Origin of the sequence: Desulfosoma caldarium (assembly GCF_003751385.1) — a bacterium.
Lineage (GTDB): Bacteria > Desulfobacterota > Syntrophobacteria > Syntrophobacterales > DSM-9756 > Desulfosoma > Desulfosoma caldarium.
In genome coordinates this window covers 480,530-505,979 of record NZ_RJVA01000010.1, presented here as the reverse complement: position 1 = coordinate 505,979, position 25,450 = coordinate 480,530, and the positions used below count along the sequence as shown (strand labels likewise).

General features: G+C 55.6%; 24 protein-coding genes. 19 read left to right on the top strand and 5 right to left on the bottom strand.

The features are described from left to right. Window positions 1–184: 184 nt before the first annotated feature. From EDC27_RS05610 to EDC27_RS05600, 3 genes are all read right to left on the bottom strand, one after another. On the bottom strand, window positions 185–2,281 hold the full coding sequence (locus EDC27_RS05610) for an STT3 domain-containing protein (protein WP_170161627.1): 2,097 nt from the start codon (window positions 2,279–2,281) through the stop codon (window positions 185–187). Window positions 2,282–2,356: 75 nt separating this feature from the next. After that, the gene (locus tag EDC27_RS05605) at window positions 2,357–3,127 is read right to left on the bottom strand and encodes a DsbC family protein (protein ID WP_170161626.1); all 771 of its coding nucleotides are present in this window, start codon (window positions 3,125–3,127) and stop codon (window positions 2,357–2,359) included. A 387-nt stretch (window positions 3,128–3,514) separates the two neighbouring features. Beyond that, complete coding sequence (locus EDC27_RS05600; RefSeq protein WP_123289611.1) at window positions 3,515–4,921, bottom strand: IS1380 family transposase; 1,407 nt, start codon at window positions 4,919–4,921, stop codon at window positions 3,515–3,517. Window positions 4,922–5,304: 383 nt separating this feature from the next. Here EDC27_RS05600 and EDC27_RS05595 point away from each other — a divergent pair, with 383 nt between their 5' ends. The 17 genes from EDC27_RS05595 to EDC27_RS05515 all read left to right on the top strand — a co-directional run bounded on the left by EDC27_RS05595 (window position 5,305) and on the right by EDC27_RS05515 (window position 20,889). Next, complete coding sequence (locus tag EDC27_RS05595; RefSeq protein ID WP_170161625.1) at window positions 5,305–6,813, top strand: hybrid sensor histidine kinase/response regulator; 1,509 nt, start codon at window positions 5,305–5,307, stop codon at window positions 6,811–6,813. A 154-nt stretch (window positions 6,814–6,967) separates the two neighbouring features. Beyond that, window positions 6,968–7,633 carry a hypothetical protein gene (locus EDC27_RS05590; RefSeq protein ID WP_123289609.1) on the top strand — a complete coding sequence of 222 codons (666 nt, stop codon included), beginning with the start codon at window positions 6,968–6,970 and terminating at the stop codon, window positions 7,631–7,633. Window positions 7,634–7,637: 4 nt separating this feature from the next. Next, window positions 7,638–8,036 (top strand): flagellar protein FlaG, encoded by a 399-nt coding sequence (locus EDC27_RS05585; protein WP_170161624.1) that lies wholly within the window; start codon window positions 7,638–7,640, stop codon window positions 8,034–8,036. A 54-nt stretch (window positions 8,037–8,090) separates the two neighbouring features. Further along, window positions 8,091–8,807, top strand: coding sequence for a response regulator (locus EDC27_RS05580; protein WP_123289607.1), 717 nt, complete (start codon window positions 8,091–8,093; stop codon window positions 8,805–8,807). Continuing rightward, window positions 8,804–10,447: an HD domain-containing phosphohydrolase gene (locus EDC27_RS05575; protein ID WP_123289606.1), complete on the top strand. Its 1,644-nt coding sequence runs from the start codon at window positions 8,804–8,806 to the stop codon at window positions 10,445–10,447. Before EDC27_RS05580 ends, EDC27_RS05575 begins: the two co-directional genes overlap by 4 nt. Next, window positions 10,410–11,033: a PilZ domain-containing protein gene (locus tag EDC27_RS05570; RefSeq protein ID WP_170161623.1), complete on the top strand. Its 624-nt coding sequence runs from the start codon at window positions 10,410–10,412 to the stop codon at window positions 11,031–11,033. Before EDC27_RS05575 ends, EDC27_RS05570 begins: the two co-directional genes overlap by 38 nt. 3 nt (window positions 11,034–11,036) lie before the next feature. Then, window positions 11,037–11,846: a sensor histidine kinase gene (locus tag EDC27_RS05565; protein WP_123289604.1), complete on the top strand. Its 810-nt coding sequence runs from the start codon at window positions 11,037–11,039 to the stop codon at window positions 11,844–11,846. A 246-nt stretch (window positions 11,847–12,092) separates the two neighbouring features. After that, on the top strand, window positions 12,093–12,551 hold the full coding sequence (locus EDC27_RS05560) for a hypothetical protein (protein WP_123289603.1): 459 nt from the start codon (window positions 12,093–12,095) through the stop codon (window positions 12,549–12,551). A gap of 32 nt (window positions 12,552–12,583) precedes the next feature. Then, on the top strand, window positions 12,584–12,877 hold the full coding sequence (locus EDC27_RS05555; protein ID WP_123289602.1) for a hypothetical protein: 294 nt from the start codon (window positions 12,584–12,586) through the stop codon (window positions 12,875–12,877). Window positions 12,878–13,496: 619 nt separating this feature from the next. After that, entirely contained in the window at window positions 13,497–14,327 is an 831-nt protein-coding gene (locus tag EDC27_RS05550; RefSeq protein ID WP_123289601.1) for a CheR family methyltransferase, read from the top strand. A gap of 42 nt (window positions 14,328–14,369) precedes the next feature. Then, entirely contained in the window at window positions 14,370–14,852 is a 483-nt protein-coding gene (locus tag EDC27_RS05545; RefSeq protein WP_123289600.1) for a chemotaxis protein CheD, read from the top strand. A gap of 20 nt (window positions 14,853–14,872) precedes the next feature. After that, a complete protein-coding gene (locus tag EDC27_RS05540; protein WP_123289599.1) occupies window positions 14,873–15,295 on the top strand; it encodes a response regulator in 423 nt (140 codons plus the stop codon). Further along, entirely contained in the window at window positions 15,276–15,695 is a 420-nt protein-coding gene (locus tag EDC27_RS05535) for a chemotaxis protein CheX (RefSeq protein WP_170161622.1), read from the top strand. The genes EDC27_RS05540 and EDC27_RS05535 overlap by 20 nt, the downstream gene beginning before the upstream one ends. An 8-nt stretch (window positions 15,696–15,703) precedes the next feature. Beyond that, a complete protein-coding gene (locus EDC27_RS05530) occupies window positions 15,704–16,783 on the top strand; it encodes a protein-glutamate methylesterase/protein-glutamine glutaminase (RefSeq protein ID WP_123289597.1) in 1,080 nt (359 codons plus the stop codon). A gap of 146 nt (window positions 16,784–16,929) precedes the next feature. Next, window positions 16,930–17,298 (top strand): response regulator, encoded by a 369-nt coding sequence (locus EDC27_RS05525; protein WP_123289691.1) that lies wholly within the window; start codon window positions 16,930–16,932, stop codon window positions 17,296–17,298. A 14-nt stretch (window positions 17,299–17,312) separates the two neighbouring features. Then, window positions 17,313–19,529 carry a chemotaxis protein CheA gene (locus tag EDC27_RS05520; RefSeq protein WP_123289596.1) on the top strand — a complete coding sequence of 739 codons (2,217 nt, stop codon included), beginning with the start codon at window positions 17,313–17,315 and terminating at the stop codon, window positions 19,527–19,529. Next, on the top strand, window positions 19,495–20,889 hold the full coding sequence (locus EDC27_RS05515) for a protein phosphatase CheZ (RefSeq protein WP_123289595.1): 1,395 nt from the start codon (window positions 19,495–19,497) through the stop codon (window positions 20,887–20,889). The genes EDC27_RS05520 and EDC27_RS05515 overlap by 35 nt, the downstream gene beginning before the upstream one ends. Window positions 20,890–21,277: 388 nt before the next feature. Here EDC27_RS05515 and EDC27_RS05510 read toward each other — a convergent pair whose 3' ends face one another. After that, window positions 21,278–22,747: a GGDEF domain-containing protein gene (locus tag EDC27_RS05510; RefSeq protein ID WP_170161621.1), complete on the bottom strand. Its 1,470-nt coding sequence runs from the start codon at window positions 22,745–22,747 to the stop codon at window positions 21,278–21,280. Window positions 22,748–23,202: 455 nt separating this feature from the next. On the opposite strand from EDC27_RS05510, the gene EDC27_RS15760 reads away from it, so the two are divergent. Next, window positions 23,203–23,439: a DVU0524 family FlgM-associated protein gene (locus EDC27_RS15760; protein WP_148045686.1), complete on the top strand. Its 237-nt coding sequence runs from the start codon at window positions 23,203–23,205 to the stop codon at window positions 23,437–23,439. A 52-nt stretch (window positions 23,440–23,491) separates the two neighbouring features. Then, window positions 23,492–23,788, top strand: coding sequence for a flagellar biosynthesis anti-sigma factor FlgM (flgM, locus tag EDC27_RS05495; RefSeq protein ID WP_170161620.1), 297 nt, complete (start codon window positions 23,492–23,494; stop codon window positions 23,786–23,788). A 786-nt stretch (window positions 23,789–24,574) separates the two neighbouring features. On the opposite strand, the gene EDC27_RS05485 is transcribed toward flgM, so the two are convergent. Then, the gene (locus tag EDC27_RS05485; RefSeq protein ID WP_123289589.1) at window positions 24,575–25,444 is read right to left on the bottom strand and encodes a flagellin N-terminal helical domain-containing protein; all 870 of its coding nucleotides are present in this window, start codon (window positions 25,442–25,444) and stop codon (window positions 24,575–24,577) included. Window positions 25,445–25,450: the final 6 nt, after the last annotated feature.

The following is a 25,450-nucleotide window of genomic DNA, read 5'->3' as shown; positions in this document are numbered from 1 at the left end:
GAGCTTGCGCGCATCCGACGGGGTGGGCGAAATTTGCGGAAGCCGAGGGTTCAAGGCAGCCTGCATGCGGCAAATGTCCTTGCCGACGCGGACAGGGAATCCTTGGGGTGCAGCTCCAGGTCTTCGGGGAATGACCGAGGAGTTTTTTCCGTGGTTTTCCCTGGCTGGCGTTGGAGTTTTCGTTTCAGGGTGAAGGCCGTTTGGGCTTGGGGCGTGTTCCTTCGAGCGAAGCCGGAAGAACCTCCCAAAGTTGGTACACGAAGGGGCGATGCGCAATGCGGCGAAAGCGGCCGCTGGATGGCGGGGCATTGACAAAAAACAGACGGTGAAAGAGGGATTCCGCAATGGGCGCCCCTTTCATGAGCACGCCAAAGCCGGCGGCTCGATGCACATCCAAATGCGGCCCGCCTTCAAAGCGATAACGAAAGAGCGTTCGTGTGCCGTTCGGGCCGATGAGGCCCAGAGTCCCCAAGGGGATGATGCGATCGCCCAGATGGAGCTCACCTCGCTGAAGATGCACCCCAGCGGTGCGAGGTTGTCGGTTTGGTCCATCGGACCACACGGCGACGGGGTAGAGCGGGCGATAGGCAGGATGCACGCCGTCTCTTGTGGCCGGATTCCAGGTGCCAAACCAGTACCACCAGTAAGCTGTTTTCAAAAGCAGCTGGTCCAGGAAGAGATACACGGGGCGCGGCGGGTCGGGAAAGAAAAACGCACGCCATGAGTCTTCTTGAGGAATGCGCTGAAGCCCCAGTTCCTGAGCCTTCGCTTCACACCGGTCGGGCCCTGCCGAGAGCATCGTTTTCAGCGCCGCAAGGCCTTGGGCCGCATTGAGGTTGTTGGCCTGGAAAAAGGCATGCATGCCTGCTAAGCCTCGAGTGCTGAAAAAGATCATAAAATCCGCAGCAAAATTATCATCGGAGCTTACCAGGGGAATGGCCAAAGGCACCACCAGGTCGCCGCCGTGGATTTCACCGTCGGCCAGCGTGCCACGGCGCCCCCAATACTGAATGTGGTAGCCGTGGTCCCACCAGGCCCAGAGCACGGCATTTTTCGGGGTGCGCCGGGACGCTTCCACCATGCCCTGCACCACCGGCGCACTTTCCGAGGGCCACCGCACGGTCTGCGCTACCTTGACAAAGGCCGGAAGGAGCATCACAGCGCCCACGACCAAAGGCCCGGCAAAAGCAACGCGGGCGAGCCGAAAAGAACCCAGTTGGTGCTGCAATCGATCCACGAGAGTGCCCAGGCCAAGGCCAACCAGAGGTGCAGTGAAGATGGCAAGGCGCTGCGCAAAGAAAACGCCACCGAAGCCCAGAACGAGGAAGGGGGCAAAAAAGAAAAGAGCTCTTGGCTGACGAATCAAAAGCCAAAGAAGGCCGATGGCTGCGATGCCCAAAACCACTGAATGGCCGGCCACACTGCGGCCCACTTCCTCAAAGGTCGGTCGCACCTGCTCACTTATGGATAGGCCGATGTTGGGAAAATCTGCCGGGGCTTGCTTGACCAGCATGTACGTGAGCTGTCCCCAGGCCCGCTCAGCCGCCTGCCAAAATGGGGTGGCTCCCTTCAGGAGAAAAACCGCGCCGGCACAAGCCATAAGTAGGGCCACAGCAACCCATAAGGATTGACGATCCCCGGACCGAAAGCGCATGGCAAGGGCTGTGCCCATGGGAATAGCGGCCAGGAGAAACGGCGTTTGAGGACTCTGATCCCACCACCAAGCGTGAAGCACAACCGACCCCACGGCGGCCGCGAACCACAGAGGCGCGCGACGCCGTGCCTGGACCCAGGCCATAAGACAGCCGATGGCCAGCAAGGGCAGTCCCACGTTAAGACTGTCCGTATCAAAACGGCCCAGGTTGGTGCGGTGCACCACGAAAGGAGAGAAAACCAAGGCGGCGCATGCGATCACGGCACCCAAAGGGCCCATGAGCGCGCGTGCGGGTACGTAAAGGCATAGGGCCAAAAGAGCCCCCAGAATCGGCGGGAGCACCAGAGCGATCCAGGGTATGGAAACCCCGCTGAGCTGATGTATGCCTGCCGTGAGCAGACTTAGAAGCGGGGCCGGCCAAGGTCGATTCACCCCGTCTGGCACGGCGCGCTGAAGGTCCTGACGCGCATAGGTGCCTTCCACCACATCCCGAGCCAGGCGCATGTAGTAGGGGGCGTCAAAGGTGGTGGGAAGGGGATCCCCCTGCACGAAACACCGTTCCGGATGCTGTTTCCAGGCGCCGTAGGGAGCGAACCGCACCCAAAACCCGAGGGCCACGACCGTCATAAGCCCGAAGGCGATGGCGAGGCGTTCTCGTCTGAAGTGGTGGAGAGGGCTCATTGTCAAAAGGACACAAAGGGTCTATTGGGCTTTCAATTTGTTTTCCAGGGCTGAACGATCCATCACGCCCGAACGAAAAGTGCCGTCGGAAAAAATGTAGGTGGGCGTTCCATTGATGCCATGGGCTTGCATGAACTTCATGGTGGCATCGATCTTGTTCGTTCCTTCCGGACACTGATTGTCCGATTTGTAGTTTTTCTTGAAATCGTCATGCCCTTTCTTATCACAGACAAGCGCGATGCAGGATTCGCGGGCTCCCGGGTGCATAGGCAGGGGATAGAGCACATAGCGCACTTGAAGTACACCTTCCGAGGCCATGGCTTCCAGAGTGGTTTCGGCTCGCTTGCAATAGGGGCACTGAGGATCCGTGACGAAATAGACCGTGTGGGGCGCTGTGGCGGGTCCCAGTGTAAAGGCCACCAGATCGTCTAAGGCCTCTTTGTCCTGTGCCGTCAGTCGATTGAATTCCTCCAGACGGGCTCGCGTCAGGTTTTTCTTTTCCTGAGCGTCAAGGATTTGTCCCAAAATGAGATAGCGGCCGGAAGGATCCGTGTAAAGGATCTGACTTTTTTCGTTCACCCTCACATGAACCTGGCAAAGACCCGAAACAGGCGACGGTTCAATGGCTTTAGCCGTAACATTTCGCCCTTGAAAAGCGTTAGAGAGCCTTTCTTGAACCACGGCGATGTCGGGGCAGGACACGGCCGAGGAGGCCTCGGGCCCAGGGGATCCAAAGACGAGAAACGCGGATACGCTTGTGATAAAAATCGCCCAGGCTGTCTTGAAATGCATGGTCATCTCCCCATCAGCGTTCAAAGTCTTAGACAAAGAGGGGCCCTCTTCCGTTAAGCCCACCGATCACGGCGAAGTGTAGGGCAAAACGTGTGCCGATACAAGACACATGAAAAGCGTCATCACATTGTGACCATTTTTTCATTGTAAGATCCTGTTTATGATGGCATATGAAACCTAAATTGAGCGATTCTGGCGCAAGAAAGAGCCGGCGATCGTTTCCTTGACCTTCGAAGCGTCGATTCTGCCACTCCGATGGCCATCTTTCAGGTACTGACAGTGAAATTTTTTCGTGAAAGAGCCCTGATGTTTAGTATATCGTCAAATTTACGCGATTTTGGAGACACCTCTCCACTTGTAGGTGATTTCTTCGGTGCTGGACTTCCCTTACCCCCAGCAATATCTGGGCGGCGCCCCGCTTTTTTGCCAAAGCCTGTCGAAATGGAGGGCCTCAAAGGTTGCCGCCGTCACTTTCAGCACCACACGGCGGCCGTGACGCACGATCTTGGCGGCGATGTCCATCACCCTACGGCGCAGCGTGTTGGCATAGCAAACGGGCTCGACCACCGGTGCGCAGACGTCGTGCTTGAAGCTCTCGTAGAGAAAAAAGGCCACCAGCATCGTGTAGTAGAAGGCGGCATTGGGGGCAAAGCGCTTGAAAGGCAGCTGTTCGAAGCCGAAATCCTTCAGCGCTCGATGCACCAGCTCCTCACTGCCCCGGCCGTGGTAAGCTGCGATGATCCCTTGCCCTTGAAGCCATTGACCATGTCCAGCCTTGGTGAGCACCTTATCGATGGCCTGTCCCATACCCAGGTTGGTGACCACCACCGTGTCGGGCCGGGCAAAAGGCAACAGCATCTGGGCATCTTGATACAGCGGACGGCAAAACAGCGCTCGACGAAACGACTTCCACTGACCGCACCTTGTGCCAAGCTCCAGGTATTGCCAGACCTGGCTCCCTTGCTTGTAGAGGCCCCAGGCGGCCTGGTTCCTCTGGCTTTGGGCCACAAATTCCTTGATCGGCCCATAGAGCTTGCCGCCACAGATGTAGCCAATGCTCAAATCTTCAAAAGCCTCGAAGAGCTTCTGGTCAAAAAAACCGCTGTCCATGCGAACAATGATGGCCACGTCGGCTCGATAGTGCTTGCGGATCCTGGCCACCACATGGCGTACCATCTGCTCCACCGTATTGCCGTTGTTGCTGTGGGCATCTCCGCGACGAAAGACCGCATCGATCACGTGGTTTTGCCACGTCATCTGCAGCGGCTGAAATCCTCTGACACGCTTGTAGGTGGGCTTGACCCCATGGCGTACACGGGCCTCGTCGTTGTCCATGACCATCGTGTCAATGCCCAAAACAATCAGATCGGGCTCTTGCAGCTTAAGACGCCACAAGAACAACCGCTGCAAAAGGTGGCGGAACAAGTAAATGCGCGGCCACCAAAAAGAGCAGAAGAACCGTTTGACGGCGTGGGAGGAAAGCATGCGACCTGGCTCACACTCGATGACCGCGGCATAGCCCGTGTCCTTGGTCAGGGTATCGAAGTAGACCAGGTGCCGGCTCGTGCCGTCCATAAAAAAACACAGCAGCTGCTTGAAAATCTCGGTGATGGGCTGCCCCTTGCGGCTGCGACGCATGGAGCCAAAGAAAGTATCGATCTGCCGAAAAATCTTGATGTTGCGAAGATAGCGAACAAACAGACTCAAACCACCGCGGCCTGTGAGCGTATCGTCGGTCACCTCAACGCCTTCAATTCTTGCTTTGCTTTTTGTCGCGGTTGTGGTACGTCCCATTATGAACCTCCCACCTTTTGGGTTACAGTTGCGAGGTATGTGATGTTTCAAAACAAGCTCATTATACCATGTAATTAGCCCATTAGGTGGGATTTTTTTGCGCGTAAATCGCTCAGGTTAGGTGAAAAATACTACTGGCTTTATGGTTTTTTTCTTAAGGCTCGGCCCTCATTTGGACGATACGTTTAAAGGGGGAATTTTGGGCGCGAAACAACCCAAAGGCATCGTGAGGGGTCATGGGAGAATTTGAGGTTGACCAGCGCGTTCCGTCGCTTTTCACGGGAGAGACTGGAGCCAGTGGTTCTCCGTCGGCTCACGTTCAAAAGGACCTGCCCCAAGGTCACATACCCATTGCAGACCCATCAAGGGGCGGCACCCGGAACATGAAGCCTTTAAAATCCATGCCGCGAACCCTGCCGGTGGATTCCGACCTGGCGCGAAAGGTTCTATTCGAGGTGTTTCGGTTGAGTCCTTATGGCCTCGGCGTCTTGGATGCCCAGGCGCGGTTCGTGATGGCCAACGATGTTTTAGATTCGTGGCTGAGCGGCACTGCTGAAGCCAAGGCCGAATCCTTGTTTGAGGATTGCGAAGTCTTGCGGCGGCTTGTTTTCAGAGCGCAAAGTGCAGGGAGCGCTCGGGAAGCGGACACAACGGCCGTCGACGGGCAAGGGCGGCGTTTTTCCGTGAGCGTGACCTTGGCATCATTGGATCCGCCCTTGGAACACGGCGCGAACTTTCTTCTGATTATGGAAGACATTACCGAAAAAAAGGCGTATTCTCAGCAGCTTCTTCGCACGGAAAAATTGGCGTCCCTGGGAACCATGGCCGGTGGTGTGGCGCACGATTTTAACAACATTCTCATGACTATTCTCGGCAACACGCAACTGCTGCATAAGGAACTTTCGAAGGCGGATCCTCAGGTTCGGCGCCGCCTTCAGAATATCGAAAAGGCGGTGCTCGACGGCGCCCATGTGGTGCGGCGCCTTCAGGTTTTTACGGGAAAAGACAGCGGCGTTTCAAAGAGTGAAGAAAAGACACTGATCCATGAGGCGGTTCACGATGTTTTGGAACTCACTCGGCCGCGCTGGAAAAACGCCCTGGAAAAACAAGGGCGCCGGGTGGAAATTGTCAAAGAATTGTCGTCGAACGCGTGCGCGGCCATTAACGCTGCCGATTTTCGTGAAGTGCTGACGAATTTGGTCTTCAATGCCATTGATGCCATGCCGCACGGGGGTGTTTTGCGCTTTCGCTCCTATGAGGAGGAGGATCAGGTTGTTCTAGAAGTGACGGATACCGGAGTGGGTATGGATGAGCCGACACAAAAGAGAATTTTTGACCCGTTTTTCACCACCAAAGGTGCGTGCAACTCGGGTTTGGGGCTCAGTGTGTGCGCAGGTTTGATCCAACGCTGGTCAGGGCACCTGGGCGTGCGAAGCGCTCCCGGCAAGGGCACGACCGTTACTCTTAGATTACCGGCGGCTCGAACCCAGGCCTGTCGGCCAGCGATCCCAAAGGCCGGTCCGGTTCAATCCATGAGAAAGCGGTTGCTCGTGGTGGATGACGATCGTGAGGTTTTGGAACTCCTGGGGGATATGCTTCGGCTCATGGGCCATACTGTCACAGCGCTGCACGATCCGCGCAGGGCCCTTGAAATGTTGGTGGCGCAACCCTTTGATCTGGTGCTTACGGACCTTGGCATGCCCGATGTCAACGGCTGGGAGGTTGCAGCTTGTGCTAAGAAGCATCAACCGAAGGTTCCGGTCATTTTGGTGAGCGGTTGGGGATCGCAGTATGAAGACGAGGATTTGAAGGATCGTGGTGTGGACTTTGTGTGTTCCAAGCCGTTGAGTTATCAGAAGCTTTTGGAGATCATGGCGCGTTTTGCTTCATGAGCCATGGTTCCTGTGACCGCTTTCAAGGTCTTCCCCTGCAGAAATTCCTCATGTGTTGCCCCTTTTCTTCCGATTAAACCATTGGAATCGTCAATACGCAAATGGGAGGATGCGCGGTGCACCTGCCGGTGTGCCTGCGACAAGGACCGGTGCCATGAAGCTTTTTGTCTTTTTCGGTCTTCGTTGGAAAGCCTCATGGAGCCTTGTGGGGCTGGTGTTCGTTGCGTGCGCTGCCGGATGCGCGACGGGACCTGACTTTCAAAGGTCCAGTCCGGTCCAGCTAGCCCCTTTGGATGTCATTTCCTGGCGGCCCTATGATCCTTACGCGCACAGGCGCCTGTGCATCCTTCCGTTTCAGAGCCCTGCGGGAATGGAAAGCGTGGGCATGCCGCTGGCCTCCGCGTACCGGCAAGTACTGGCCCGAGAGGGCGTGTTTTCGTCGCCTCTGATCATGGAACCCCAAGAACCCGGCATGGAAGCGAGCTTTGGCCTGAAGGAGATGCCGGACGCCTGCGGATTGGTGCTCACAGGAACCGTCGAGCAAATCCACGTGGGGTCGGGGGCGCTTCCCACGGTGCTGGTCATCACCGTTCGTCTTGTGGACGCTCACAAACTCGTGACCCTGTGGGAAGTGGTGCAGACGGGTCGATCTTTTCCATCGACCGATGTGGAATTGTTGTGGCACGTGGTCTCCGGCCCAGGGGCGGCGGACCACCGTCAGGTGGCTCGGCACATGGCATGGCAGCTAGCGTCCTTTCTTAAGGGCGCTAACATGGATGGAAGAGCGGGGCGGGATGCCTCAAATGAGCCAGGAGGGTAAAGAGATGGACGTCAAAGTGAATCAATTGACGGCGGTGTCGGCGGACATGTGGGTTCGAGAGGACCCGCAGTGGAAGCCGCAGACGATTATTGCCCCGGTGGAAGCTTCCAAAGAAACGTCTCAGTCCGCCATGCGGCGCCCGGACGAGGAGGCTTCCAATTCCGGCATGAATCTTGTTAACTTAAAAGATGTTCAGAATGTGGTCGAGGATGTGCAGCAGTATTTGCTCCAGCACAGCATTCGGTTAAGTTTTGAAATCCGTGATAAGACGGGGGACTTGGTGGTGCGCGTTCTGGACAAGGACACCGGGGAGATCATTCGGCAGATCCCCCCCGAGGAGATGCTCAGGTTGAGGGAAAAGCTGGAGGAGTTGACAGGGGTCTTGCTAAACGGCAAGGTGTGAGGGCCCCAGTGTGGGACGGCGATGGGGTGAATGAGTTGGCATTGAGGATGAGACGTGGAAAAACGGCCAGTCAAAATTTTGATTGTCGATGACGATGAAGTGTACCGTGACGTACTCAGAGACGCCATTGCTGAAGAGGACACGGAACTTTCTTTGGCGGCCAGTGGCGAAGAGGCGGTAGCGCTGCTGGAACGCTCCCGCTTCGACATTCTCATCACGGACCTCAACATGCCTGGCATCGACGGATTGACGCTCCTCAAACGAGCTCGCCAGCTTTATCCCGACATTCTGGCCCTGATCATTACCGGGTATGGCAGCTTGGAATCGGCCGTAGAAGCCATTCGCAGCGGAGCTTATGACTACATTCAAAAACCCTTTCGCATTGACGAAGTGGCGGTTTCCACGCGAAACGCCATCGATAGGGTGAGAATGCTTCGGGAGCGCCTGGCACTTTTGCAGGAATTGGAAAAGGCCTACCTGCGTCTGCAGGCCTTGGAAAATGAGGCGCGAAAGGCAGGGCGGAACGAGGAAAACGGCGACGATGCGGCCGAGGGCGCGGCATCCAGCGGCTTCACGGGGCGATCTTCCATGCTCCTGGTTTCCGGACAACCTCTGCCCCTCAATGCCCTCGAAGGACCAAAGGATCCCATGGCCCAAGTCCTTACGGACCTGGAGCGCCTCAAGGAATTGCGCCGAGAACGCATTGTGGATGACGCCGAGTTCGAGCGACTCAAGAGGCATATTCTTCGCCAAGTGGATGAAATTCGATGAATATTCTGATCGTGGAAGACGACCAGCTTTTGGGCGAAATCCTGCGGGATTATTTGCTGCAGTTGGGCCACGAGAAGGTGCTGGTGTGTTCTCGAGCCTCGGAGGCTCTGCGGGCTTTTGAGCACCAAAAGTTCGACTGTGCTTTTATCGATCTCAAACTCCCCGACATGGACGGCGTCAATGTTCTTGGGCGCTTAAAGGAAAGGGATCGAACGCTTCCCGTGATTATGATGAGTGGTTATCCGACCATGGACGCCACCATTGGGGCCATGCGGCTTGGCGCATCGGACTTTCTGACCAAACCGTTTACGCTTCAGGATTTGGCCCTGGCCATGGAACGCGTCGTCAAGGAAAGAGCCCTTCTGCTTGAAAATGTGAGCTTGAAACTAGAGTGCCAGGCCCAGGAACAGCTGAAGGTGGTCAACAAGGAACTGCAAAAGAAAATACGATTCAATGACAAGCTGTTTCACATTTCTCGAGCGATCGATGAGACGCGGTCCAGTGACGACCTGTACACGGCCATCGCCGATCTGGCAGCTTCGGTGGTACCTGGAAAAAGAGTGGGTTTTTTTATCTACCTGCCCGATCACCAACGCATTGTCCTCATGGCCCACAAAGGCCTTTCCAACGGGCATCTGCCAAAGATTCTTCCCGTCTCCGACATGACGCTGCGTCACCTCTTGGCGCAGGAAAAGCGCCCCGTTCGTGCTGCGCTCAGGTCCATCGTCAGCGCTTTTTCGGCACTTTCGCAGAACGGAAGTTCCAACGGTTCAAAGCACGAGACGAACCGTGTTGGGGCCTTGTCGAAGCCTTTTTCCGAATCGTCCGTGTCCTTTTCCATGGCCGGTATTCTCAACGCATCCTGCAGCCTCTGGCCTCTTTGGATTCGAGGGGAACTGTTTGGATTCTTGGTCCTCTTACATGAAGGCCCGGAAAAGTCTACGGGCCGTGACGAGGAAGCCTTGTTGGATTTCCTTGTCAAAAAGGCAGCTCTTGCCGTGGAAAATATGGCTCTCTATGAGAGCCTCATCAGCAACTTTTACGGCATTCTACGATCTTTGGTGAACGCTTTGGAAGCCAAGGATCCTTACACGGGCAAGCATTCGGAGCGGGTCACGCAGATCGCGGTGGAACTGGCTCGAGAAATGTGCGTTGGCGAAACGTACATTGAAATACTTAATACTGTCGGATACTTGCATGATATCGGCAAGATCGGCATGCCGGATGAGATCTTGAACAAACCGGGGGCTCTGACGCGGGAGGAGTACGAGGTGGTCAAGAGGCATCCGGTGATAGGAGAAAGTATCATCAAGGATCTTGGGCTGGGCGCCGAAGAAAGGGCGATCATTCGCCACCATCATGAGCGATGGGACGGGTTGGGGTACCCGGACGGGCTGGCGGGCGAAAATATCCCTTTGCTGGCACGGATTGTGGCGGTGGCGGATGCCTTTGACGCCATGACGTCCAAGCGAGCTTACCGAGATTCGTTGCCCGTAGAAAAAGCCGTGGCCGAATTGGTCAACAATCGCAACAAACAGTTTGATCCCAACGTGGTGGATGCCTTTCTTTCCAGCTTTGCCAAAAAGGTTTCGCGGGGACGCCATGAACAACAGAGAGTACTTGCGGGTACGCATTCCTGAGTTGACCGTGTTGTATAACGAGCTGCCGCCGGGCTCGAGCCCTCCCTTCTTTCTTGGATTTGGCGAGCACAAAGAGCCTGCCATAGATAGGGAGGGGATTGTGGATGATCCCGTCGTTTCCGCCATTCTGGAATCGTTGGGCAAGCTGGAATCCAAGGTGGACCGAATTCTCGGCTATTTGGAACGCCAGGGTGCCCGCAAGCCTGCCTACGCCTATCAAGGCCAAGTGGTGGACATCAGTGGCGGTGGTCTCTCCTTTGCCACGCTCAGCCTTCATCCCGTGGGAGCCCACCTGGAACTGTGCCTGATGCCTCAAGTGGGCGACCCTCGTCCCATTTACGCCGTGGGTAAAATCTGTTGGGTGGAGCCTTCTTCGGAAAAATCGAATCTGAAGGCCAACCATGTGGGCGTTCGGTTTGTGGAAATCGATGAAGTGGACCGCCAGGCCATTATTCGCCTGGTGTTTCACATGCAAAGAAAAGAAAAGGAACATCGGGGTTCGGAAGCGGCGTCCAAGGATAGGGTGAAGGATACGGGCCCCCTCCATGCCGATCCGTGCCACAAAGACGGGGTCATCAAGGAATAGCACATGGGGCCGCTCAAAACTGCTGCTGGAACCGAATGTCCTGTGGATGCGTTGGCCGAACTGGACCGCCCGGCGCACATGGGACGTCTGCTGCGCGGCTTGATTCACAATATTAACGGTCCGCTGCAAAACATTTCCATGCTGTTGGAACTCATGGACCGCCATCACGCCAAAATCGACTCACACCTGTTGGTTCACACCGGTCCCCTTGCGGAAGCTCTTCGGCCCTTGTGCGATGCGCAAAAAGGAAGAATCCAGAGGACCCTTGACCAGGTGCGCCTTTTTTCTGAAATGCTTAAGGATTTCATGGTCATTCACGAGATCGAAGTCAATGAATCGGAAGTGGAAGTGAATCTCATTCTGGAAAAGCTGCAGTGCATTTATCGGGCGGATCTTTTTTGCAAACACCACGTGACGATGGAGATGCGGCCTGCACCCAAGGTCCCGTTGCTGCGCATTCGAGGCAGGCATTTGGTGCCGGCCTTGGAACATCTTATGGAAAACGCCCTGCTGTCCATGAGAGCATCCACGGAAAAGATTTTGATCTTATCGACCGAGGTGACCGAACACCACGTGGTGATCCGCTTCGAGGACACCGGCTGCGGGCTGCCTCAAGATCGAGGCCCGGAAGAACTGTTTGAGCCCTTTGTGACGGGATGGCCCGACGAGGTGCGCAAAGCGGATAAAATCTTTTCACACCTCGGCCTCGGCCTAACCCTAGCTTCCAGGCTTCTTCGGCCCTACGGTGCCACGGTGTCTCTGATGCCCCGCGAAACAGGTGGCACGATGGCCCAAGTTTTCCTTCCCAGATAGGGAATTTTTTTCATATCATACCGGAAAAACTTTCAGAGCCCATCCCATTGGCTATTTTTGTGAGCGTGAGTCAAGGTGCATGGGGGTGAGCGGAGGCCGTTTCTTTCAATCACTGTGCGTTCTCGACGGCGCACCGTCGTGGACAATGTCTTCTGTCGAGGCGTTTCAAGCAACGCCCTTTTCCTTGGCACGCGACTTGCTCCTTACGAGGTTAAAAGTAGACATAATCCTGTGAGGTGATCGTCCATGAAAGTTGAAAGCGATCCTCGACTGGAAGGCGTCCTTTGGGAGGCGCAAAAGAGACCGGGAGGTAAGACCGTTGCCGCATCCTTTGGCGATCTGCTTCATCAAGAGGTGAACGGGTTCGCGCAAAGCTCAGCGGTTGCGGCAGCGGGCCCTTCAAAAGGTGACGGCATTGCCGTGACGGAAGCCCCCACCATTGACGCCTGGACGGCGTCGCCTGCAATGCAGGCCATGGGGGAAGCCCTGGAGCGACTTGCCGCCATGTGTTCCAATGGCTTGGGGGGTTCCAGAGATCTTCGGGCCATGGGTCAAATGCTGACCAATCTGGGTCAAGCGGCCGAAGAGATTTTGCAGTGCACGGAAACGCTGCAAGATGATCATCCAGTGCGCCAAATGGCTCAGGAAGCCCGCGTGCTGGCGTATGTGGAATCGATCAAGTGGCACCGGGGGGATTACGTGTGAGGGTTCCCCGATGGGTATGGAGTGCTGTCGTCTTGGGGCAGGCCCTGTGGGTGTGGCACCATGGCGTGTCTGTCCATGGGGTACTGAATCCCACCGCGTCTTTTGCCGAAAAGGTGGAGACGGACGATGAGGTGATCCTTCGTACGGAGCCCCACGGAGGGCCTGGCGCCTTGGATCAGCGCGTTGTGGAAGAACGCAAAGAGGCTGCCTCATGGGAAATGCTTCGCCGTTTGACCATCGAAGTGGAACGGCCGTGGCCCATGCCGGGCTTCTCCCCTGCCTTGCCTTCACAGACCGATCAACACCCGAGTCGTCCCCAGCGATAGATCATTTTTTCGAATTTTTTCCTTAAGTCGATCTCTCAAAATTCCGATCAATGCAATGACGGCAACGCCGAGACGATCACGGCGCTTTCGAATTGCGATAGAGCGCGGCCGTGCCGTGTCATGGACGGAGTCGTTGAGTCGCAGCGGCGCACAGGGGCGATGGAACGTTAGGGTGAGGGTCGCCGGCGCCAAGGCGAGGTGTTGTGCAGCCTGGGCCATAACGGGCTGGAAGAACGCTTCGGCCGACAAGGGCGATTTTCGGGTCCATGTTTTCAAAGGGACGACCCCCAACCTTCCCTCAAGATGCAAACCGCGAGAGCGCTGTTTTTGCTCGAGGGGATGACTTCATGGAGTCTAAGAGTAAGAGAAGGGGCACTTCGACAAAGTGCCGTGAGGGTGTCCGCGAAGCTTGTAAGCCTTGACGCCGTGCTCGCGGAAACCCACCGACGTTGCGAACATGTTGGGTCCTCGATGCTTAAGTATGGCGGATGATGGTTGAAGGACGGTAAGCAGGCACATTCGAAAAAGCTTCCGAAGCCACGACTCGTGTTTCGCGAACAGCTTTTCGAAACTTAAATTCTGCCACACAACAGGACCATCGTGAAGTGAGGACTGGCTGATGCAACGACTCACTCAAAGCCTTTTCCAGAAATTCAGCACCTTGGTGTACCAGGAAGCAGGAATTCATCTGCACGACGGGAAGAAGTCACTCTTGGAGGCTCGACTGGCTAAGAGGCTGCGCGCCACGGGCATTGCCACACCGCGGCAATATCTGGATTTTATTCTCTCGGAAGCGGGCCGTGACGAATACGTCAAATTCTTTGACGCCGTGTCCACCAACCTCACCTACTTTTTTCGAGAACCCAAGCACTTTGAATTTCTCGAAAAGATAGCTCTGCCGGAAATTGTGGAAAGAAACCGAAAAAACGGCACTTTTCGGATTCGGATCTGGAGCGCCGGGTGTTCGACGGGCGAGGAGCCGTACAGCATCGCCATGACCGTGCTAGCCTTCCTGGGGGGGGGATCACGATGGGATTTTCGGCTTTTGGCCACCGACATTTCCACCCGTGTCTTGCAGACCGCGATGGCGGGCATATATGAAAAAACCAAGTTGGCCAATGTGCCGGCGGCCTTGCGACAGCGTTTCTTTGAACCCATCCGGGACGGGGCTTCGCCAAAGAGCTATCGGGTGTGCAACGAGTTGAAAGAGATCATTGCCTTTCGACGGCTTAACCTTATGGATCCCTTTCCCTTTTCCGGGCCCTTTGATGTGATCTTTTGCCGCAATGTGATGATTTATTTCGATAAAAAAACCCAGGAGAGTCTTATCCAAAAGATGTCGGCTTATTTGCACGAGGGGGGATATTTTTTTGTTGGACATTCAGAAAGTTTAACGGGTTTGCGTCACCCTTTAAAGTACATCAAACCTGCTGTGTACAAAAAGATCTAAAGGGTTGTGACGTTACAACGTGCGAACGCTGAGAGAGAGCCCATGAACCGTGTGATTGTCGGTGTAGCAGATATGGCCGTAAGTCGTGATCCAAACGATGTGATCATCACCTATTCCTTGGGATCGTGCATTGCGGTGGTCCTCTATGACCCCAAAGTGGGTGTGGGCGGCATGCTTCACTACATGCTTCCCGAATCCAGCACCGATCCCGTCAAGGCGAAGTCCAAACCGGCCATGTTTGCGGATACGGGTGTTCCCATGCTTTTCAAGGAAACTTACAAGTACGGTGCCACCAAGAGAAGTTTGATTGTTAAGGTGGTAGGGGGAGCTCAGATTTTGGATGAAGACGGCGTTTTTAACATCGGAAAACGCAACTACATGATGCTTCGCAAGATCTTTTGGAAGAACAATGTGCTGATTGCCGCCGAGCATGTGGGGGGCAACGTGAATCGAACCGTGCGTTTGGAAATGGGTACAGGCCGAGTGCTTCTCAAAGTGTCGGGGCTCGGAGAATTTGAACTATAAGTGGTGAAGGATGGACGGCAATGGCTTACAACGTCATGATCGTCGACGATTCCAAGTCCATGCGGCATGTGATCAAAAAAGTACTCAAAATCAGTGGATTGGACATCGGGGAAATCATCGAGGCCAGCAATGGTCAGGAAGCATTGGACCAGTTACAAGACCATTGGGTGGATCTCATTTTGAGCGACATTCACATGCCGGTGATGGATGGCATTGAGTTTCTGCGCCATCTAGGAACCCTAGCAGATCTACAGGATGTTCCGGTGGTGTTGGTGACAACGGAGCGCAATGAGAAGCGGCTTAATGAGGCCATGGCTTTGGGGGCTCGGGCTTACCTTTCCAAGCCCTTTCAGCCAGAAGAGTTTCGAGCCTTGGTGATCCAACTTTTAGGGGTGCACGATGGATGGGAACTGGCGGAAAGTGATGAAGGCTGCGATTTCTGAAGTCTTAGAAACCATGTACTTTACGGACGTGGGTTTTCAGGGTGAACCTTCCGAAGAGGTTTTTGAAGGTTGGGAGGTGTCCATTGAAATGAGCCCCGTGGCGCAAGGGCCTCCTACGAGCCTGACCCTGAGCTTTGTGGACGGGTTTGCTCGGGAACTGGCGGCCAACATGCTGGGCGTGGATTCCGAAAACCTGAACGATGACGAGGTGCGCGATGCCATGCAGGAATTGGCCAACATGGTGGCTGGTAGCTGTGTGGTGCTTCTTGGTCCGGAGAACTGGCGGTTAGGCCTTCCCTCGGCCCAAAAAAAACAGGGCAAAGCGTCCCATCCCAGCAGTGCTCTGACCATGGTTTTTGAGGGATCCTTTGTGGGCCAAGCTTCCTGCAGACAAGGATGAGGGACTTTATGGAACCGATACGCGTTCTGATCGTTGACGACTCGGCCATTGTTCGAAAGATTTTTACGCAGGAACTGAGCAAGTATGCAGACATCCACGTGGTGGGCACCGCCCCGGACCCCTACGTGGCCCGGGATAAGATTGCGCGGCTCAGTCCCGATGTCATCACCTTGGATGTGGAAATGCCGCGCATGGACGGCCTAACCTTTTTACGAAAACTGATGAAATACCATCCGACGCCGACCATCATTGTCAGTTCCCTGACCCCCAAGAACAGCGAAATGGCCCTGGAAGCTTTGGAAAGTGGAGCGGTGGAGGTCTTGGCCAAGCCCGGAGGGTCCTATTCGGTCGGGGACATGAGCGTGCAGCTTGTGGAGAAAATTCGGGCGGCGGCCAGGGCTCGAAGCTATGTGGCCAGGCGCCGGCAGGAACGTCGGGATGAAGAGACACGTCGGGTTCGCCCCGGTGCCGTGGCGCTCTCCCAGACCACGCATAAGGTCATCGCCATGGGCGCATCCACGGGCGGCACGGAAGCCTTGAAAGCCGTGCTCATGGAAATGCCACCCAACAGCCCTGGCATCGTCATTGTGCAGCACATGCCGCCCAAGTTCACCACGGCTTTTGCCAAGCGTCTTGATGGGTGTTGTGCTATTCAAGTCAAGGAAGCGCAGAACGGGGATTCAGTCCGCCCCGGCTTGGCGCTTATTGCCCCGGGCAATGAACACATGGTGCTCAAAAGAAGCGGGGCGCGCTATTATGTGGAAGTGAAAGACGGCCCTATGGTCTGTCATCAGAGGCCGTCAGTGGATGTGCTTTTCCATTCTGTGGCCCGTTATGCCGGGGCCAATGCCGTGGGCGTCATCATGACGGGCATGGGGCGTGACGGCGCCAAAGGCCTTTTGCAAATGCGCCAAAGCGGTGCCCGAACCATCGCTCAGGACGAATCGAGCTGCGTGGTGTTCGGCATGCCCAAGGAAGCCATTCGACTGGGGGCCGCGGAAACGGTGGTGCCTCTGGACGCCATCCCCGTGGCCATCTTTAAGGCTTTGGAAGACAGAGGGGCATTGGCTCAGAGCGCGGCTTCTTAGAAATCTGACGCAGAGGGCCATGTGGAGCCGCGGCGCGAGCGGCGGGCCAGTATGAACCCTTGAAAGCGTGTGCCCTGGGCCGTGCCTCGGAAACGCGCAAATGTTCATGGACGGAATAAAGGAGTTTGGTCGTGGCTTACAAGGATATGAAAGTTTTGGTTGTGGATGACTTCGCCACCATGCGTCGCATCGTCAAAAATATTCTTCGGGAGCTGGATTTTAAAGACATTGTTGAGGCAGAAAACGGTGCGGCAGCGGTCAAGATTCTCGAATCCCAAGAGATCGATCTCATCGTCTCCGACTGGAACATGCCTAAGATGAACGGCCTTGAACTGCTCAAGTGGGTTCGAGCGAATGAAAAGACCAAAGACCTACCCTTTCTCATGGTCACGGCGGAAGCGCAGAAGGAAAACGTGGTGGAAGCCGTGAAGGCTAAAGTGAGCAACTACATCGTCAAACCGTTCACGGCAGCCGTCATGGCGGAAAAACTGGCAAAAATTCTTCCTCAAAACTAACCGAGGTGCCGACGATGACCGTGGAAAGTGCGTCTTCGGAAACCCTAAAGACCTTGGTGCGGCGCCTTGCGGACGGCGTCGTGGCGGGACCGGATGACTTGATGGGCATTGGAGAATGTCTCAATGTGATTGAAACCATTGAGAACCATGAGGACACGCCACAGGTCTGGAAACACGACCTTGAGATGGTCAAACGGCTCTTTCGAGGCATCATCCTCGAGGAATCGGCGGACCCCGAGTCGGATTGGCACAAGATTCAGGCCGCTCTGAAGAATTTTACAGGCAATGGTCCGGACTTTTCCACCGAAAACAACACGGCGGCGGAAGAACCTCCAGCCGACGCCTCGCTAGGCACCGCGGCCCTCGAGAATGATTCCGACGAGGTTGGCGAACACACACCGCCAAAGGAACACGTTCCACTGGAGGACGCGGAGCTTATCAAGGATTTTATTGAAGAAGCGAAGGAACATCTCGCTTCCATCGAGCTCAACATCATGTCCTTGGAGGCGGACCCTTCCGACAAAGAAGCCATTAACGCCGTGTTTCGCCCCTTTCACAGTATCAAAGGCGTGGCCGGTTTTCTCAATCTGCAGGCCATCCATCAATTGAGCCACGAAGTGGAAAATATTTTGGATGAGGCGCGCTCGGGGGCCATCGAGGTGACCGACGCGGTCATCGATGTGGTGTTGCGTGCCGTGGACATACTTAAGGTGCTGCTCAAGGAACTGGAAGCAGCTCTGGGGGACAGCGAAGCGTCGCTGTCTTCCGAACTTGTGGCGAGCTTTCTCAAGAGCCTGAGAAACTTCGATCCGCAGCAGCCCGTGGGGAGCCAAAGGTCTGCGGAACCTCCCAAAGTGGGGGAGATTCTCGTCCAAAAAGGCCTTGTGGAACCTGTGGAGGTCGAAAAGGCTGCGGAAGCGGCCAAGGAAAGGGGCATGAAAATCGGCGAGGTGCTCGTGGACGAAGGAAACCTGAGCCCTCAGGAGGTGGCCACGGCCCTTCGAGAACAGCGCCATTTCAAAGAGAGCACCGCTTCGGTTCGCGTGGACACGGCCAAACTGGATAACTTGGTGGACATGGTGGGCGAATTGGTTATCGCCCAATCCATGGTGCTGCAAAACCCGGAGGTGCAGTCCATCAAGGACCAGAAGTTTCAGAAGGATTCCGTGCAACTGAGGCGTATCACGGCGGAACTGCAGCGCATTTCCATGTCCCTGCGCATGGTGCCCATCAAAAGCACCTTTCAAAAGCTCATTCGCCTGGTGCGGGATCTGTCCAAAAAGTCCGGAAAGGATGTGCGCTTGGAAATGCACGGGGAAGACACGGAAATAGATCGCAACATGGTGGAAGAGATCTATGAACCGCTGGTTCACATGATCCGCAACGCCATCGACCACGGTCTGGAAACGCCGGAAGAACGAAAGGCCATGGGCAAGGACCCCTGTGGTACCATTTACCTCAGTGCCGAGCAAAAGGGCGGCAATATTATCATTGAACTGCGCGATGACGGCCGAGGGTTGAACGCAGCCAAGATCCGCGCCAAAGCCGTGGAACGCGGCCTCATTGGACCGGACGACAACTTGGAAGAACGGGCCCTGTTTGAGCTGATCTTTCATCCGGGTTTTTCCACCAAAGACGAAATTACGGATGTGTCCGGCCGAGGCGTGGGCATGGATGTGGTGCGCCGCAGCGTCGAAGACCTGCGGGGCAAACTGGAAGTAAGCAGTGTGCAGGGTCAGGGTACCCGCTTTGAACTGAAACTGCCTCTTACCATGGCCATCATCGACGGCATGGTGATTAGCGTAGGACCGGAGCGTTATGTGGTTCCCACGGTCGCCTTGCGGGAATCCCTGAGGCCGTCTCGAGAATCCTACATGACCGTGCACGGATCCGGGGAAATGATCAAGGTGCGCCATCAGCTCATGCCACTCATTCGGCTTCACGACATGCTGGGCGTGGAGCCGAGGTTTCGCAACCCCTGGGAGGGCTTGATTCTTGTGGTCAGTGAAGACCAGAAGTCATATTGCCTGTTGGCGGATGAGATCATCGGACGTCAAGAGGTGGTCATCAAAAGTCTCGGGGCGGGACTGCGGCATGTGCGAGGGCTTTCCGGCGGGGCCATTCTTGGAGATGGTAAAGTGGCCTTGATCTTGGATGTGAAGGGCATTGTCAGCGGTTACGAAGAAGGTGGACAGCATGGATATGATGATCGGCAAAGAAGAGTGGCGTGATCTGCTGCAGCTCATGGAAGATGCGGTCAGCATCATCACAGAAACTACAGAGCCCACTCCTCCATGGAACCGCTGTGCTGAGGCCTTGAAGACTCTCAGCAGCACGGCGGCCATGTTGGGTATGGAAGGGCTGGCCAAAGCCGGTGAGGTCTTGGAAACACATCTGGAAGCAAGGCTGTGCGGCAACGGCGAAGCCACCGAGGAAGCGGCGGCGGTGTTTCAGTTTGCCCTGAACGCCTTGAGGGAACAGGTGCGCCACGCTTACCGCGCCGAAGCCGTGGACATCGATCCTGCAGAGGTGGTTTCCATCCTGGAAAACGCCAAGGCCTCTGAGACGGCTACGGACGCCACTTGCGAAGACGTGGAAGAAGGCGGCGAGGCGGAACTCGACGAGGCGGCCATCATCGACAAGTTGGTGGGAGTCCCCTCTTGTGAAACGGCCCAGGATTCACAGCAGATGGATCCGGGTCTCGGTGCCATCGAAGACTTCTGCCAACGCTTACAGGGATCCATCACCCTGGAATCCAGCGGGGGATCGGTGCCTGTGGCCCATATCCAGTTGACCCTGACGCCCGAAGTCTTGCACCGGATCCAGAGGATGCTCAATCCGACAGACAGCCTGGAGGACCTGCGCCTTAAGGTACCCGAGCATAATGAAGCCGTTGGGACCCTCCTCGAAAGCATTAAGGACTTCATGCAGGCTCTGACCGAGGGGGATATTGAGATGGCGGAACAAATATTGATTACCCTTTCCGAAAACCGCCATCCCGGTCTGTATAAGGAAATCGGGGGCATCGCACGAGCGCTTCACAATTCGCTTCGGGACTTTGTGCGCACCATGGATCCGTCCCTTCGAGAAATGGTGGAAGAAAAGATTCCCGATTCTGGCAATCGGCTGGAACACATCATCAAGCTTACGGAATCGGCGGCCAACACGACCCTGGACCACGTGGAATCCTTGCAAAAAAGAAACGAACAGGATCAAGGGCGGCTGAAAACCATCCAAGAGATGCTCACAGGGCTCCAGCCCCTCGGCGAAAATGCTCAAAAGAAATTGAATGAGGCGGTGAACCTGGTGCGTGAACTGTTGCAGTCCACGCAAAAAAGCCATGAGGACTTGATCCGCATCTTAACCGCCCAAGACTACCAGGATCTAACGGGCCAAATCATCATGAAGATCATAGCCCTTTTGGAGGACTTGGAAGCCAAACTGGTGCAGCTCATAACCAAGTTTGGCGTGAAGGTGGACAAAACACAAAAGGGCAAAGAAGAACTCTACGGCCCCGCACACGAAAAATTGGAAGATGCGCTCCACTCCCAAAGCGACGTGGACGCCCTTCTCGCCGAATTTGGCTTCTAGAGGCCTCGGCTCATGGGCCGCTTCCTCAAGCGGCGTTGGGCGCCGAGGGGTTCTACGCTTGCAAAAGTGCTTCAGCACACGATGGAGTTCCGCAGCGTAAGTGCTCCTCTGAAACGTTGTTTGTGCCGATTTGTTTCACGTGTAGGAGCGCCACGCAAGGCGCATCGTGCGCCGTTTCGCAAGATTATGTGGCGTACCCATTTGTTTTCACCGATAGGAGCGCCGCAAGGTGCGATAAAGTAACCACCCTATGCGGCTCGCTCCTGCGGGTTATGTTACCGTTCACGGAGTCTGTCAGGGCCGCTTGAACGCCGGGCGGCGCGCCCGTAAGACGCCCCGTGGTTGCCATGGGCGAAGCCCGCATTTGCTAGGTCCAGGGGCCTTGATCTCAGGGAGCCTGTCCGTCGGAAGTGCCGTCGGTCATGACCACCCGGTTTCGCCCTTGCTTTTTTGCGGCGTACAGGGCCGCATCGGCGCGTTCAAAGAGGCGTTGGGGTGCGTCATCGTTTGGCTGCGTTTGGGCCACTCCGACGCTGATGGTCAGAGGAATCCGCTTTCCTTGGTAAAGAAACCGAGTTTTTTCCACGCAGCTCCTCAGTTTTTCTGCAACATTCAACGCCCTTTCCTTGGGAATTCCCGGGAGAAGTACAACAAATTCTTCGCCACCGTAACGAGCAAGAAAGTCCGATTTTCTCAAAGTCCCGGCCATCCGCCTCGTGATCTCCTTGAGGCATTGGTCTCCGGTGGTGTGCCCATAGACATCGTTGACGTGCTTGAAACGATCCACATCGATCACCAACAGAGAAAAGACCTGCCCGTAGCGCTGAAACCGGTGGAACTCTTCTTCAAAGCGTGTGTCGAAAGCCCTGCGGTTGTGAATGCCCGTCAAAGGATCCCGAAGGACTTGCTGTTCCAGCATGCGAGTTCGTTCCTGCATCGTGGAGACTTCGTGTTTCATTTTCTTGAGAGCCTGTTGCATGGCCTCCGTATTTTGCCCTGCTTCCCGGTGCAGCGCTTCGTCTTGTTCTCGCTTTTCCTTGAGAAACTTCTTAATGGTTGCCAGCTTCAATTCCACGACGCTTTTGAGTTCTTCCAGTGTTCGCGTTAAGGTGACCGAATCCCGCATTTCCTGCATCTGCCCGTCCAGAGTGGTGGTGAACGCCTCGTTGGCTTCTCTGGCTTCCCGGCTGTGGCGCACCGTGACGTGCAGCATGGTTTCCATTTCAACCAGATCTTGTCCGATTTCGGAAAAGAACCTGGCGACGCGCGACCTTTCCACCATGAAGGATTCGTGAAAATGTCGCGCAAGATCCGCCAATTGACGGCTTCCCGCAAGTAGATCCGTAAAGGATTGACATCCGTCCAAGAAACCGGAGACGGTTTCCCACTTTTTCCGATAAGCATCCCCAAAATCGCCGCGCAGGGAGTCCAAGACCAAGCGGTGCGCCGTGAGAAAGTCCGGCAGAGGAGGTGTCGTGGGCGTGGCGTTGATCACCGGGGTATGAGATCCTCCGCCATCCCCTGAATGAACGGCTTCGCACGCTTCGCGCAGCGACCGTGTCTTGATCTGTTGAATGTCGCGCTCAAGGGAGTTCCAGTCTGGGTTGGAGACGAGTCGTTCCTTGAGCGTATCAAGAGCTTCCGCGGTCTTGATGTCCACTAGTGGCTTGAGCATGGATATGAAAAGGAGCAGAGAGCGTTTGAACATCTCCGACATGTGCTGGTTTTGATGCTGAAGATCGACGATCTCCTTCATGAGATCGTTTTTCTGGCTTCGAATGCGCTGAACCTGTTCCCGCAAGGCTTCGATGCGTTGCGGGGCTGATCCGTTGCCTTCAGAACCAGTCATAGCGGGCATGGTCGACTCCATCATCGCGTGGTAAAGATTTAATTCGCCCCTTAAGAAAGGGCGCCGGTCCTTGATTTTTCTCGAAAAAGCTGACAGGGGTATCCCGATGACGCACACACGGCCAAACTTGGATGTTCCCGCGTTCGAATACCCCAGGCGCGACAGGCGTAGGGGGTGCGAGGATCCCACGTCATGGCAAAGTGAGCGCACTTGGGACAATAAGTCGTGGCCCTGGGCTGTGTCATCGCGGACGTCATGGCTTTGAACCAACCTCCTGGGAGTGTTGATGGGCCTGACCCATCCCTGTGCAATCAACCACCACAAGAGCATAGACCATGCCATGTTCCGAAAATCTTAATACCTACTGTGGGTGTCTTGCCACCCATGGCGATGGCCGGCGGCAATTTTTTCTCAAGCTTTGGGCAAAACCTTCCGATATAGAAAAACGAAGGAGGAAGCAGGTCATGAAGGTCACCGACTATCACGTGCAGAGCGTGCTTCGAACTTATACCCGTCAGTTGCAGAAGTCTCGACTGGCTGCTACCTTTGCCGGTGGGGAAAAGACTGAAAGGCCTGCCGAGGAAAAGGTCACCATCTCGGAAGAAGCAAGGCGGCGCCTGATTCGTGATCGCGTGACCAGCCAGGTCCTGAAAAAACAAGCCTATGAAGGGCCTTTCGACATTTCCCCCATGTCAGAATAGGCCCGCTCACCTCCGTAAACTCTTTGCCCTTAACCCCGTGAAGGATGGAGCAATGGATGTCAAAAAAGTAGCCACCTACATGGCCCATATGAACCAGGTTTTAGAAAACCGTACGGTGCGGCCCGAAGCGCAGCCCACTCCTGAATCCAAGACCGCCGAAACCGAAACCGTCGAAGACCGCGTGGCGTTTTCTCAAGAAGCCCTGGAAATGACTCGAAGTCGAGTCCGCATGGACCGTGACGATCTGCACCTGGATAAGCTCGAAGCCCTGCGCCGACAAATTCAGGATGGCACTTACACCGTGGACCCTCAAAAAGTGGCTGCCCGCATGCTCGACGAAATCATATGAGGCACGAGCCGAGATCGTCATGAGTTTGACGAATCCCGGCCCCATGACATTGTCAACATATTGACATCAGAGTGATCTGTCGACCATTAACCCTCGAATCCCCGATCAAGGGGGTTCGAGGGTTTATGTTTAAAGTTCCCGTCGCCATGGCGAGGCGGCTCAGGGAGCGGCGAGACTTAAAGCAAACCCCTTCAGGGTGATTTTTCGATTTCAAGAACGGACCAAAAGGTCAGGCCTGTCGACGCAGTTGTCCATAGTTTAATGGCCGTTTGGGTTTTTGCTTTTACGTGTGTGATGGCCCCTGGGAATCAAGACCAAAATTTGGTTATTGTGATCACGCTGGTCTTGGCTTGTCAGCCCGACCAAGTAGGGACAGCCCGTGTGGCTGCCCATGATTACGGCAGGCGCGGGGGCCATAAGGGCAGGCACGGGGGACTGCCTCTATGCGGCGCCTCGGTATCGATGGGCGTGCCCAAAAGGCAGGCACGAGATAAGGGGCATCAGGGCAGGCGAAATTTTCACCCGGTGCACATACCGACGGGTAAAGATCCTTTTAAACCGCTGCACTTCGTCTGGCAGCGACATCTGCTTCTTCCATCTCGCACCCCCTTTTGCTAACCAAATCCCACGCTTGGGGCTGGTTCGGTCACTGCGGGGTCATCATACCGGGCGGTTGACCTCTGGGTGTAGGGTGGATGTCCGAGACACCTTCTCGGACAAGCCGCCGGCAGTTTCTCAGACCAGCAATGTAGGATCATGGGCATAAATCAAGATGTGACCCCGCGATTAAAGGTAGCGTACGAGGCTCAGGTCCTTGAGCACGAGGGAGGACTTGAGCGCAGCTTCCAGGGCGATCTGGTGGGTCTGAAGGGAACTGATGGCGTCGAGAAGATCGGTGTCCCGAAGTTCAGAGAGATGTTCTTGGCGGTGCGCGGTGAGGATGGCGAGGGTGTCCTGGCGGCGTTGGATGCTTGTCAGGCGAGTCCCCACCGTGGAGGAAAAGCCTCGAAGCTGTTCCATGGCGTCGCTCAGATCCTGCAAGGCCGCGCGCATGCCCGCGGCGTCCTCATGATCGATATGGGTTTTCAAGGCTTCGATGGTGTTCATAGCCTTGGGAATGAGTTCGGAAAGATCTGTGGAAACCGTCATGGTTTGGCCTGCATCGTCCAGAGCCACCTGAAGAGGGTCTTCGTCAGGCCGTGCCGCTTCCCACTCCCACTGCCCACCAGTCTCGTTCCAGACAGGCTTTCCCGCAAAAACGCTTTGACCGTTCGCGGTGGCCGAAACGGTTTCGGCCAGCTCCTGAAGAATCTGATCCAGCTCTTCCACGAAGGCCTCTTTTTCTTCTGCGGAATTGGGCGTGTTGGCGGCCATGCCGATTTCCGTGGCTCGGACTAAAAGGTCATGCATGTGGTTCAGTCCGCTGTCGGCCACGGAAAGCATGTTGGCCGCAAAGTTCAGGTTGTTTTGGTACCTTTCCATGCGCTGAAGGGTCTGCTGCAAATCCAGGGATTGAGCCCATGCTGCTGGGTCATCATGCGGGTTATGGAGGCGGACACCGCTGGCAATGTCTCGGCCGAGGCGGCTGATTCTATCCTGTTTGTTCAGGATGTCTCGAGTTGTTGTGCCATACATCAAGGGCAGGGTCACGCGCATGGCCTT